Source organism: Sphingobacterium sp. SG20118, from assembly GCF_044740685.1.
GTDB lineage: Bacteria > Bacteroidota > Bacteroidia > Sphingobacteriales > Sphingobacteriaceae > Sphingobacterium.
In genome coordinates this window covers 2826722-2839679 of record NZ_CP172826.1, presented here as the reverse complement: position 1 = coordinate 2839679, position 12958 = coordinate 2826722, and the positions used below count along the sequence as shown (strand labels likewise).

Genomic DNA, 12958 nt, shown 5'->3' with positions numbered 1-12958 from the left:
ATTATAAAGTTAAAGATTATCTGCTTTATAACGTGCGTGTTGTCGAATTGATCTCTTTTTTCTGAATATTTGGAACGTAACTCAAGCCCGGACTTAACCAATACATCAAAACGACTCTCGAATAACGATAATTGAATGGGCTTAAAATTAGCACACTTAAGAGTGCCACAGATGCATAAAGCCAAAATGAATCGTCATTTCCTGTTATTAGAAATGCCAGAAGGCAGGAAGATACCATTTCTGCAACTGTAAATGCGTAGCTCACAAACATAGAAACATAGAAATAGCCTGGTTCACGTTCATATCGTAAGCCACAGTAATCACAGTGTGTATTCATCTTCTGCGTCTTAAAGCCGTAAGTGTTTCCTGTGAAAATAGATCCTTTTCGACAGCGTGGGCAAAGTGCTTTAGAGGCGGCTTTAAATTCTGATAATTCGTAAGTAGTTTCCTTCTCTTTCATATCTAACTATTGTTTTTTCTGAATTCGTCGGGAGTCATTCCCGTTGCTTTTTTAAAAAATTTTGTAAAATAAGAGTTGTCATTAAAATTCAATTCAATAGCAATCTCATTGATGTTTAGGTTTTTGTTGACCAGTAATCTTTTCGCTTCAAGAAGTACACGATCCCTTATAATTTCACCTGCAGCACTACCAATGTAGGATTTGCATATCGCATTTAAATGATTGGGTGTGATAAATAATTGCTCCGCATAGGCTTTAGGCAATCTGATTTCTTTGAAACTTTTTTCCACTAATCGTAGATAGTTATGAAAAATGGTGTAATTATATGGATTACTTGTTTTTTCTGTTTTGGTACCATGCCATGATTCTATCCATAGTATGAGCTGTAACAGGGTCACACGGATTAAATCTGTGGCGGTTGTGTTTTGGTTTAATCTGTAAAAGGATTCAAATGTATTCAATGCAGCAGCTCGATGCGTTGCAGGAATTGTAAATACAATCTGGTCTTGCTGCCCACTTAAAAAGGAGAAACCGACTTAGATAATCTGTTCTTAGTAAGAAGGATTGAAAGTATTCGGGGTCAAAGTTGACGACATAACCTTCTTCGTCACCGTTGAAATTCCAAGTATGAACCTGACCGGGTGCCATGAAATAGATTTGATACGGTTCTATTTCATATTTTTCAAAATCGATTAAATGATTGCCTGACCCTTTTGTGAAAAGTACAAAATGATAGAAATTGTGTTTATGAGGAAATACCATATTGTGATGCTTGGCGATGTAATCGGCAAGGTGATCGACAAATAGCGGACTGCTTGAATCATTATTAATCGAGCAGTTATCTAAAACAGGTATGGTACTTTTCTTTAACACTATACAAATTTACTTCAAAATACACATTAATATGTGTTTCAATTGTAGAATTAATGGTGTTTTTCAACGATTAACTATTTTATTGCCAGTTTATGACTCATTCCTTATATTTATAGGAAATAAAAACATTTACAAGATGAATAGATTAGAAACAAGTCTAGAAAAATTATTGGATGTCGTCCTCTTAAAAACTCCAAGTATAATTACTGCGATTATTATCTTGATAATAGGTAATTATGTCGTAAAGTTCTTACTTAACGTTATTAGTAAACGCTTTGAAAAAAGGAATGTTGACTTGTCGATACGTGGATTCGTCATGAGTATATTACGTGTTGTATTTTATGCCTTATTGTTCTTAACTGTAGCAAGTACTATGGGCATTGAGACAACTTCTTTTATTGCTGCTTTATCAGCATTTGGTTTGGCAGCAGGTCTGGCATTGCAGGGGAGTTTAAGTAATTTTGCTGGTGGTATTTTGATTCTATTGTTTAGACCTTTTGAAGTGGGAGATTATGTGAGCAGTAGTAATAATACTTCAGGTACAGTGGAAAGGATAGATATATTGTACACGACATTAATTGCGGCTGATGGTGTTCGAGTATTTAGTCCAAACGGTCCATTGGCGAACTCTATTATTCAAAATTATACTAAAATTACCAATAGACAGTTTGAATATACTGTTGGCATTTCTTATGATGCCAATATTAAGGAGGCACGTGAAATTATTCAGAATGTGTTAAATGCCGATCCTCGTATTTTGAAGACTCCTGCTGTTGATGTATTTGTGAAAGATTTAGGTGATAGTTCTGTTAACCTGACCATTCGTGCTTGGGCAAAGAAAGAAGATTATTGGCCAGCAAGAAATGAAAATCAAGAGGTCATAAAAAATGCCTTAGATAAACATAATATTGGTATTCCATATCCACAGACAGAAATGCGAATCATTTCGGATGATAATGGAGGTCCAGACCGTATCATGAAATCTTAATCGAGTGACCGAATTAAAACAAAGTACCGATAGGCTAGAATTGCCTGTTGGTATTTTGTTAGTTTTGATGGGTCCTTCTTGGAATAACGTGGTAAAATCATTTTGTTGATTTTATTGAGTAGTTTGTAAAATTTTTTCATTTTCAGCGGATTTCCTTGTTCAGTAGTTGTGGCATTTCTCTTTGATTGGCAACTGATATTAAATTATGGGCCGCCATCATGGCCATACTTGTTCTTGCTTCTACGGTAGCGGATCCAATATGGGGAAGAATGGCTACATTAGGTAAGCTGAGTAGTGGATTATCGCTAGACATAGGTTCTGGATTGGTGACATCTAGTCCCGCGCCCCATATATGACCATTCGTCAATGCGTCATATAAATCTTGTTCTTGATGCAATCCCCCCCGTGCTGTATTGATAAATATGGCTGTATCCTTCATTTTATTGAAAGCATTTTTGTTGAATTTGTTTTTAGTTTCTGGTGAAAGGTTTGCATGTATAGACAGTACATCGCTCTGGGCCAATAAATCTTCATAATTCACGTACTTTGCATTTAAAATACTTTTAGCAGCGTCGTTTGGGTGTCTGTTATGGTAGATAATATCCATGTTGTAGGCTGCTTTTGCTTTTCGAGCTAGTTCAAAACCAATTCGACCAAGCCCAAATATGCCTAAGGTTTTACCATCCAATTCTATTCCGAGGTGATCTGTTAATTCAAAATCTTTCCATTCATTATTAATAATCTTTTTGTGCATGTAGAAAGCTTTTCTTGCCACTGCTATCATCAATAGAAAAGCTACATCAGCAGTTGCATTGGATAATACGTCAGGTGTATTGCTTACGGGGATGCCTCGTCTGGTCGCCTCGTGCAAGTCAACGCTATCATATCCGGCACTCATTAAAGCGATGCCTTTTAGATGTGGGCAAGCGTCAAAGAAAGCCTTATTCAGAAGGTTGTGTCCTGCGGCAAATAAGAAGTCCACTTTTTGACAAGATTCAATTAGATTTACTTGTGCGATATTTCCTGCTTCGCTGCGGTAATTTATAGTAAAACCCGCTGCTTGTAAACTATCAATTGCAATTTGTGGAATTTTTCTGCAGACAAAAACTTTCATAATGCTGATTTCAAATTATCGTATTATCAAACTTAGATAAATTTGCTTACATGTACATCATAATCTGGAGAAAAGTAATTCAACATTTTTGATCGTTTATTTATTGGATTATCCTGGAGGTCATGTGTTTGTTGATTTAATTTATAGCGTAACAAAAAAATAGGGGACATATTCTTGAATATGTCCCCTAGGATTCTGATTCTTTTTATCGCTATTTTTGGGTCAGTAACATATGAAAAATAGATGTTCCAATTTTTTCAACAGATTCGGCAGCATTTGATAATAATACTACTGCTGTTTTCGTATCAGGAGCGATTGCGATAAAAGAACTGCTTCCTCCCGTACCACCCGTATGGTAGCAATACGTGATATCATCTAGCAAATCCATATGCCACGCTAAACCAATATCTGTATTAGGAGGTAGAAAATAAGTGAATTGACGTGTTAATGCCATCGCATTTTCTAATGATGTCTCCGGCATTTTGAACTGGACTTGTGCAAAAGTTAGTAAATCTGTAACAGTAGATTTTAAACCGCCAGCAGGGCTAAATGTTTGAAAGTCCCAGGCCGTGGTTTCTTCTCCTTTTATATTATAGACTTTTGGTAGCTGTTGTGTTTTGGGATTAAGTAGGTCAGAAGTCGCAACTAAACCTAATGGTTTCGCGATGATTTCTTGGATATTCGTATTGTAACCTTTGTTCGTGAGACTTGTTATTATGTCTCCCAATAAAGCGTAACCTAAATTACTATATTCGTAATCTTCACCACTTTCGTGCTTCGATTTAAATGTCGCTAAATATTGATATAAATATTTTTGATTATAGTCTTTATACGGATTGTTGACATCAAAGCCTTTAACTTTCTCCATATTGTCAGGTAGTCGCGGTAATCCTGAAGTATGATTGGCTAAGGACTTAAAAGTAATTTTTTGTAAGCTTATATTTGTTTTTAAGGAGTCGGGTAAAAAATCAATAATTGGTTGATCTAAGTCTAATGTGCCCTTTTCGACCAAATCAGCTAATAAGGTAGCAGTAAAAATTTTTGAAAGCGAACCGATTTCATATAATGTGCTGCTTGTAGGCAGGGTCGTATTACCTTTCTCAGTTTCTCCATAGAAATAGGTGCTGAATTGACCATCTTTTATAATGCCGATTGCCAAAGACTGCGTATTGCCTTTTTTTGTGTAGAAATTTGCGATAGAGTCTATGAAAAAATCCACTTTGTTTTCTACCACCGTATTGGTTATAACAGGTAGTTCTTTTTCTGTTACTGGCTTACTGATGGGTTGAAAACCAAAGGTATGGTAGCGCAGCGTACTGTCGACTCCAAAAGGTATTTGGTATGACTTTTCTTTAAAGTCTATGCGATATTGTGTGATTCCATCTTGGAAATTTAATTTTTCAGCATGTTGTATTCTACCTAATGGATATATTTCATTTTCCAATTGGTTTTTAAATGAAGAATAGGGATTTGCTCTTTTAAAATTATCATTAGCTAATGTATAGATGGAGTCGGTCTGTTGTGAATTAATAAAAAACTCAACTTTATTATAGAACGTATGGTTTATTTGTTCTTGATTGGTGTTTTGAGCAACAGCAGATAACGAACTACTGAGTAAAAATGCAGCAATAAAATTTTTCATAATGAATATACTGCTGCAAATTTACATAAACTTTATTTATATGCCAATCATTTGTTTCAATCTAGCATAACCCGATTTACTGATATTGAGTTTTTCACCTGTTGTCAGAAACTGCGACGAAGCTATCTTTCTCCCAGGGCTCTATACGTGCTAATTGGTCTACTTTGATGATATACGAACGGTGGATTCTAACAAATGCTTGTTCATCTAAATGTTTTTCAAAGAAGGCCATTGTTTTATTTTTCAAGAATAGTCCATCTGCGGTATGGATTTTCACATAATCATCATAAGCTTCCAGATACTTAACTTGTGGTACCGGAATTATTTTTATCTGTGTACCTGTTTTTACAACGATACGGTCGAGTTTTGATTCTTCCTGATGTATCACCGCTTCATAGTTTGGTGCCGGTTCGGAAGCAGGTTTAGCAAAATTTAACTTGAATTTTTCAAAAGCTTGCTGAAATCTATTTGGAGAAATGGGCTTCATCAAATAGTCTATAGCATTTTTTTCGAATGCTTTCAGGGCATAATCGTCAAAAGCTGTTGTAAAGATTACTGCTGGTGGATTTTCAACCAATTCTAACATTTCGAAACCTGTTAATTTCGGCATCTGCACATCTAAAAACAAAAGGTCAGGTTGATGTTGTTGGATTGCTTTTACGCCTTCAAATCCATCTCCACATTCTGCTACAATACAAACTGACGGGTCTTTGCTTAAATATTCTACTAAAATAGAACGCGCCAATGGTTCATCATCAATTAGGATAACTTTAATCATATTGTGGGATTTTGATACTACTTGTAAATATATTGTTTTCACTATGGGTGTCAAGGAGGTCATTTCGTCCAAAAAGAAGAAATAACCGTCTTTGTATACTCGTAAGCCCGAATCCTGTGCCCTTAGACTGGATAGGTTCGTTTGGTTCAAATGGATTGTCTATCGAAATATGTAGGTTCTTTTCAATGAGTAAGCATTTAATATTGATGATTACACTTTCTGTTACATTGTAAAGGCCATGTTTAATGGCATTTTCGACAAGTGGTTGTAAAATCATAGCTGGAATTTTAGATGATAAGACTTCATTATCGTGTTCGATGTGAATATCCAGTCTATGGCCAAATCTTACTTTTTCAATATCTAAGTACAACTCGAGATGACTTAACTCTTCTTGCAGGACAATCAATTGATTGTTTTCTTTTCGGAGAGTTCCGCGTAAAAAGTCGGATAATTGAAAGGTCATATTACGGGCTTGGTCTGGCTTGGTGCCAATCAATGCTATGATTGAATTTAGGCTATTGAAAAGAAAATGCGGCTGAAGTTGTTGTCTTAGGTTATATAATTCGGCTTCTCGCAATTGGTTTTCCGAATCTTGTTTTCTTTTGATATTGGAAATGTATTCTTCTTGGATATTCCAGACAATGATGAAAATTGCAACAGAAGTTAGAATTAGGAAATTGACGATATAACGATAGGGAATAATTAGGTCATAGATCTTCAAATGTTCCTTCGGAAGATAATATTGAACGACAAGTCGACTTCCTAATATGCTGATGCCGCTCATAATAAACCCTATAATCAATACTTTCCAAATCTGATTGGGTTTTGGGATATAGTAGTTTAATGTTGTTGAAATGGCATAGCAGCAAAGCATCATCATGAGACTATTGATAATGGAGTCTTTAATTGTTATCTCAATTGGAAAACCCGACCGATACATCAAAGCATATTGCATGGCAAAATAGCCAATCAATATGCTTAAGCAGATGAATAATATTAGTTTGTTTTTATTATGCAATAATAATTTATCCTTCATGACTAGGCATTTCTAATGGTTAAATTTCCAAAAAGACAAGTACCTGTAATATATAATTTTTTAGATGGATCTCTGCTAAGACCCACTGTATAGCGGCGGTCATCTACATCGCCAAAAACTGAGGAGACATTTGAATAAACTGTCCAATTTGCAGGAACTGTGATTTTGGCACTTCCAAACATCTGGAAGGCATCAATCACTGCCACATCTGTTATATCCGCTTGTGTTAGGTCAATGGATACACTACCAAACATACATGCGATATTTCCACCTCTGAAATTTTTGGATAGGATGAATTTTTTAACACTTGCAAAGATAGAGTTGACATTCAGTACATCTTCAAAATTATTTTCGGTCTGCGCGTATTGTTGAGCACCAAAGGTCTGCCCGTTAGGCAGACCTTGATTATTACTATCATTTGCGGTCGAATCTCCGGTTGGTCGGTTACCTGCTTCATCTGTAACATCATCAACTTTTACATTCTCATCGATTGTTGTCGAGACAACGCGCTTGTCCCAATCGTAATCCGTAGGGGATGGAGGAGGACTGTTGGGATTGAGTGGCATAGGAGGAAGTGGCGGTATACCATTTTTGCGTCCAATAATAAAATAAGCACCTAATCCTATAATCAATATGGGAAATATAACTCCCCCAAAATCTGTATGCATGATTCTTTTCGCAAGAAACGCTACACCTAATGCAATCAAGATAACGGATGCTTTGTTTTTAAAATTGGAGTTCACCCCAATAATCAGTCCTGGTATAATCAATGCAAATGTATACCACCCAAAAATCCAAGAAGGGAAGAAGAAGTCTAAGTCTAAATTTTTTAATAATAATAGAATTCCGATAAGTATGATAACACCACCAATAATATTTTTACTGTTGTTGCTTTTTGGTATGAATGGCTCTTTTTCCATGGCTTTTAAATTTATACCTCAAAGATATGTTGGTTAGGTATCTTGGAGTAATTGAAATAGGTAATCGATCAATATTATTCGGTAAATGTAATAAAATCCTCGGTGAAATGATTTCTTTGTTTAAGGAAGCTTGAGTTTATTTGTTATAATGTAGAGGGTAAGTTCGTTAATTCTACTTAATATGCTGTCAAATATGATTTTTTTTGAATAATATTTGGAAGTTTCATGCTAATTATTATATATTTATCACAGATTAAGATAACTTAAACTTAAATAATAACCAATGGGAGATTTTGAAAACAAAGAGCGAGAAGAGGTTTTTTCAAAAAAAGTGAGAGCAGGTAAACGTACTTATTTTTTTGATGTAAAGGCTACACGGTCTAACGATTATTACATTACCATCACAGAGAGTAAGAAACGTTTCGAAGACGGGCAGTTTATTAAACACAAAATATTCTTATATAAAGAGGATTTTGAAAAATTTGCGGAGGGTTTGACAGGTGTAATTGATTACATAAAATCAAATCAAGAAGTTGTCGAAAAACGTTACGAACCCAATTTTGATGATCCAGCATATGCTAGTGAATCATCTAAAGATGATTTTTCTTTCTAAAAATTTTATGAATTAATGAAGGGGAAGGCTGTATTATACAGCCTTTTTACTTTTGCATACTAAAAATTCAGTCGAAATGCTACCTCTTGTTCCCAACCAGAAAATGGTCCATCTGGCCAAGATATCCCTCATTAGACGCCAATCGTCACCGGAATTTAGCTGGTGAAGGTTTTGGTTTTAAAAAATTTTGGAGAGATTTTAGAACGTTATTGGACTCTATTCCTACAGATTCACTTAATGTATACAATCCAAAGTAGGGTATTAAGGGAGACGTGCTACCTGTTATCTACCGTTCGAAAATTTTGAAAACTTGAGCTGGTGGAAACAGGTATATCACACCACTTTCTTATGATTACGATAAGTTTAATTTTCATTATCGTATTGTTGTATGCGTTGAAAATGATTATCTAAATGTTTGCGCATAGCATTTCGGAAGACTTCAGGTGTTCCAACTTTTAGTATATCCACTAGTCCACGATGCGATATGAAATTTTTCGAATTAGACTTTTCTATTAACATACCACTCGTATGTACAAATTTAAAAACAGGTAAAAGTAGATTTTGAAAGTCCTTAAGCATAATATTGCCGCTGATTTCATATAACTTACCATGAAATGCGACTTCAGTTTCAATATCAAATATACTGTTATCTAGTGCATTCGACTCTTTAGCCACAATTGTTTCCAACTCCTCAATATCTTCAGGCGTGATGCGTTGATATAATAGATCTGCCATTCCGAGTTCCAAAATCAATCGCATTTCAAATAAATCACGAAGAGTCTTATCATCCATAATCGTTGGATAAAGTGATTTCTTCATTGGGCTAATCAAATCTGGGCTTGTCAATACTGCACCTCGATGTTTTTTAGAGTCTACTAGGCCTACTAATCGTAAACGTAACATGGCCTCACGGATAACAGTTCGACTAACCCCTAAAGTTTCTGCTAACTCCAATTCCTTTGGAAGTGCATCACCTACTTTTAGCCCTTGATTAATAAATAAATTGATAATTTCTTTCTCCACTTTATCTACTAAAGAAGAAGTGTCAATGGAGTTCATGAAATTGACTAATGTTGGATTTGTACTCATAAAAATGCTCGTATACGCTTAAAAACAAAGATAAGGATTAATTGTAATATCTATGTTATACATAATGTTAATTTACTATTGTTTTTTATTGAATAAATTATATAAATTTGCTTTATGTAATACTTAATAATAACCAATATGTATTCAAACCGTAAATTAAAAAATCTATTGATCTGGTCTATGCTAGCAGGGAATCTAGCTTTAGTGCATGCACAAGACCGAAACATCCAAGGTAAAGTTAGAGATGCTAACACAGGAGAGCTACTCGGAAATGTCACGATTAGTGTAAAGGGAAGTAAACAATCTTTACAAACTAAACCAGATGGTACATTTGTACTGCCTACCAATCCCAATGCGATATTAGTCATAACATCTACTGGTTATCAGTCTGTTGAAGTAAAAGTTGGACAAGGAGAATCTTTGGATATCAAGATGGAATCCAGCAATCAACAGATTGATGAAGTTGTCGTTGTTGGGTATGGTACGCAAAGTAGAAGAAGTGTGACTGGCTCGATTTCTAAAATGGATAAGGAAGTCCTCCAAAACTCTCCAAGATCTAATGTGGCTACTGCTTTACAAGGGAACATCCCCGGATTACAGGTTGTCAATAAATCTGGTCAACCAGGAGCTGCTCCTATGCTTAAATTGAGGGGAGGAGCTTCCATCAATAATCCTGGTGCACCTTTGGTAATTGTAGACGGGGTAATTCGAGACCTTAATGATATCAGTTCAGATAACATCGAATCGATTGATTTGTTAAAGGATGCTTCGGCAACAGCAATTTATGGGGCTCGGGCAAATAATGGCGTGCTATTAGTCACAACAAAAACTGGTAAGGCTGGTACTTCAAATGTTTCTTACAAATTTGTCGGAGGTTATAATCAACGTAGAGATGGTTATAAATATATGAATGCAGGCGATTATATCCAATATACACGCCAGGGCTATTTAAATGCAGGTAGATCATTGGAATCAGTAAATAGCGCTAGGGGATTAGGGATTTCAACGGATCCAGCTTACAATTCTTCATTTGATATTAAAAAATATACCGATGAACTTAAACCGTTATTGAACGAAGGGTGGAAGCTTGTTGACGATCCTTACGGAGGGCAGATTATCTACAAAGATCATGGTGGAGAAATAGAAGATGTGCTGTTCAGAAATACATACACAAAAGATCACTATGTCAATGTTTCTGGTGGGAATGACAAAGGTAAATACTTTGCGGCTTTTGATGCCTTTGATGAAGATGGTGTTATAGTCGGTTCTAATTATAAGAGATATACAGGTGATATCAATGGATCATATAAAATAAAACCTAACATCGAGGTTTCTACTAATGTGACCTTGTCCACTGCTTCACAATATGGTGCACCAGGTTCAGAAACCAATGCATTATACCGTACTTTAGCAATTTGGCCTACTTTTAACCCTTGGGTGGATGAAGCAAAGACACAGCCAAATCCAGGAGTGGCTACTAATGATGGTAATCCATTGTATTGGTTAGGACGCCTCAAAAGGAAAAATGAAACAAACCGTATTATTGCCAATGCTTCAGTAAAGTGGGATATATTACCAAATCTCTATTTGAAGGTGAGTGGTAATGGCTATATGAAAGAAGCCTTCAATGAATCCTTTCAAATGTCTACGCAGACCTATTCCAATATTTTTGCGAACCCTCAAACCATTGGAAGCTCTTCACGTGATGCGTACCGTAAATTGGACAGAGATTTTCAAACACAGTTCAACGGTATTTTAAACTATAATACGAGCATTGCAGAAAAGCATAATATTTCAGCAATGGTGGGTGCGGAATATTATAAAATGAAAACTGATTACATGCAAGTATATGGAAGAAATGCACCTACAGATGATATCCCGACTGTAAATGCTTCAACTGTATTCCCTGCGGACCTTAATAATACAACGGCTTCAGAATATCGGATTATTTCGTCTATGGGTAGGCTCGCGTATGACTATGATGGAAGAATATTGGTAAATGCTGTTTATCGTTTGGATGGAACATCAATTTTAGCACGAGGAAACCGTACTGGATTTTTCCCCGGAGCATCTGCTGGATGGAATATCCATCAAGAAAATTTCTTTAAGAATTCTAATCTATCCCGATACATCACTACCCTTAAGCCTCGGGTAAGTTACGGCGAAAATGGCAATATTGCTGGTTTGGGTCGTTACCAAGTTCAAGGTATATACGATCAGCAAGCTAACTACAATGGTTTAGCTGGTTATCTTAATACTTCGCCCGTCAATACGAATTTAGCCTGGGAGACTAGTAAAACAACAGGAGCTGGTTTAGATCTTGGTATTTTGAATAATCGTGTAACCGTTTTGTTTGATTATTATGACCGTCGTACAAGTAACTTGTTGACCGATTTGGAACTACCTAGTTATGTTGGGTTTGGGAAAATTGTAACCAATTTAGGGACCTTACAAAATAAAGGTTATGAGATTGGCATTCAATCGCAGATTATCCGTAATCCAGAAGGTTTTAATCTAAACATCGGTGCAAATGCAGCTTATGTTAAAAATAAAATTCTAGAACTTCCTAGTAACGGTAATGAATTTAATAGACAAGGTGGAATTCAGGTATATGACCCTTCATCTGGTCAGGTGGAGTGGGTAGGAGGATATCAAGAAGGACGAACTTTAGGAGATATCTATGCCTATAAACAAGTATCTATCTTTAAAGATGAGGCTGAAGTTAATCAAATCGCAGGAAATAGAAAAGATAATATTGCAGGTATTACAGGTCCTAATCTTCCAGCGGGCACGAATGGTCGTATTACACCTGGAGACGTCAATTGGTTAGATGTAGATGGCAATGATATCATCGATTCACGTGATCAAGTATACATCGGTAACATCAATCCGAAATGGACAGGTGGATTTACGACCAATATGAGTTATAAAGGTTTCAGCATGTTTACAAACTGGGAATTTGCATTAGGGCATACCATTTATAATGACTTAGTTGCACGTACTTTAGGCAACTATCAAGGTACTTTTAATTACTTGGAAATGCAAAAGCAAGCCTGGTCTCCAACGAATACAGATACCGATATTCCTAAAGTCTATTTTGCAGATCAGGTCGTTGGCTCTAAGCAGAACTATACAAGAAGTAATAATGCGAATCCGAATTTGAATAGTAATAATTCTCGATTCTATGAGAAGGGGGACTATTTGGCGCTTCGTGAGATTACACTTTCTTATGATCTTCCAAAATGGTTGCATTCAAAAACGCATATCCTATCCAGAGCACGTGTATACGTTAGTGGAAACAATCTGTTTTACATTACCAAATTTACAGGACCAACTCCTGAGCCACCTGTCAATGGAGATAATGTGGTTACAGGAGTTTATGGCGGAACATATCCTACACCAAGGTCTTATGTATTGGGTGTTCAACTTTCTTTTTAACGGTATT

The 12958-nt window shown here is 35.9% G+C and carries 12 protein-coding genes; 3 read left to right on the top strand and 9 right to left on the bottom strand.

From position 1 onward, the window contains the following. Positions 1-25: 25 nt before the first annotated feature. The 3 genes from ACFX5U_RS13220 to ACFX5U_RS13210 are packed head-to-tail and all read right to left on the bottom strand — an operon-like array spanning position 26 to position 1333. Positions 26-460 (bottom strand): DUF983 domain-containing protein, encoded by a 435-nt coding sequence (locus ACFX5U_RS13220; RefSeq protein WP_038699090.1) that lies wholly within the window; start codon positions 458-460, stop codon positions 26-28. Positions 461-462: 2 nt separating this feature from the next. Next, a complete protein-coding gene (locus ACFX5U_RS13215) occupies positions 463-921 on the bottom strand; it encodes a helix-turn-helix domain-containing protein (RefSeq protein ID WP_400261017.1) in 459 nt (152 codons plus the stop codon). Then, a complete protein-coding gene (locus ACFX5U_RS13210) occupies positions 908-1333 on the bottom strand; it encodes an AraC family ligand binding domain-containing protein (RefSeq protein ID WP_400261016.1) in 426 nt (141 codons plus the stop codon). Before ACFX5U_RS13210 ends, ACFX5U_RS13215 begins: the two co-directional genes overlap by 14 nt. A gap of 136 nt (positions 1334-1469) precedes the next feature. On the opposite strand from ACFX5U_RS13210, the gene ACFX5U_RS13205 reads away from it, so the two are divergent. After that, the gene (locus ACFX5U_RS13205) at positions 1470-2321 is read left to right on the top strand and encodes a mechanosensitive ion channel family protein (protein ID WP_038699086.1); all 852 of its coding nucleotides are present in this window, start codon (positions 1470-1472) and stop codon (positions 2319-2321) included. A gap of 142 nt (positions 2322-2463) precedes the next feature. Here the strand turns inward: ACFX5U_RS13205 and ACFX5U_RS13200 are convergent, their stop codons facing one another. The 5 genes from ACFX5U_RS13200 to ACFX5U_RS13180 all read right to left on the bottom strand — a co-directional run bounded on the left by ACFX5U_RS13200 (position 2464) and on the right by ACFX5U_RS13180 (position 7811). Beyond that, positions 2464-3435 carry a 2-hydroxyacid dehydrogenase gene (locus tag ACFX5U_RS13200; RefSeq protein ID WP_400261015.1) on the bottom strand — a complete coding sequence of 324 codons (972 nt, stop codon included), beginning with the start codon at positions 3433-3435 and terminating at the stop codon, positions 2464-2466. 211 nt (positions 3436-3646) lie between these two features. Beyond that, positions 3647-5077, bottom strand: a complete 1431-nt coding sequence (locus tag ACFX5U_RS13195; protein WP_280566853.1) for a serine hydrolase domain-containing protein — start codon at positions 5075-5077, stop codon at positions 3647-3649. Positions 5078-5171: 94 nt separating this feature from the next. After that, positions 5172-5855 carry a LytR/AlgR family response regulator transcription factor gene (locus ACFX5U_RS13190; RefSeq protein WP_400261014.1) on the bottom strand — a complete coding sequence of 228 codons (684 nt, stop codon included), beginning with the start codon at positions 5853-5855 and terminating at the stop codon, positions 5172-5174. Next, positions 5848-6891 (bottom strand): sensor histidine kinase, encoded by a 1044-nt coding sequence (locus ACFX5U_RS13185; RefSeq protein ID WP_038699078.1) that lies wholly within the window; start codon positions 6889-6891, stop codon positions 5848-5850. Before ACFX5U_RS13185 ends, ACFX5U_RS13190 begins: the two co-directional genes overlap by 8 nt. A 2-nt stretch (positions 6892-6893) precedes the next feature. Further along, entirely contained in the window at positions 6894-7811 is a 918-nt protein-coding gene (locus tag ACFX5U_RS13180) for a LiaF transmembrane domain-containing protein (protein WP_400261013.1), read from the bottom strand. Positions 7812-8094: 283 nt separating this feature from the next. Between ACFX5U_RS13180 and ACFX5U_RS13175 the strand changes: the two genes are divergently transcribed. After that, positions 8095-8424 (top strand): DUF3276 family protein, encoded by a 330-nt coding sequence (locus tag ACFX5U_RS13175; RefSeq protein WP_038699074.1) that lies wholly within the window; start codon positions 8095-8097, stop codon positions 8422-8424. Between the two features lie 363 nt (positions 8425-8787). Here the strand turns inward: ACFX5U_RS13175 and ACFX5U_RS13170 are convergent, their stop codons facing one another. Further along, positions 8788-9513, bottom strand: a complete 726-nt coding sequence (locus ACFX5U_RS13170; RefSeq protein WP_400261012.1) for a FadR/GntR family transcriptional regulator — start codon at positions 9511-9513, stop codon at positions 8788-8790. A 138-nt stretch (positions 9514-9651) separates the two neighbouring features. Here ACFX5U_RS13170 and ACFX5U_RS13165 point away from each other — a divergent pair, with 138 nt between their 5' ends. Then, a complete protein-coding gene (locus tag ACFX5U_RS13165) occupies positions 9652-12951 on the top strand; it encodes a SusC/RagA family TonB-linked outer membrane protein (protein ID WP_400261011.1) in 3300 nt (1099 codons plus the stop codon). The last annotated feature ends 7 nt before the right edge of the window (positions 12952-12958 follow it).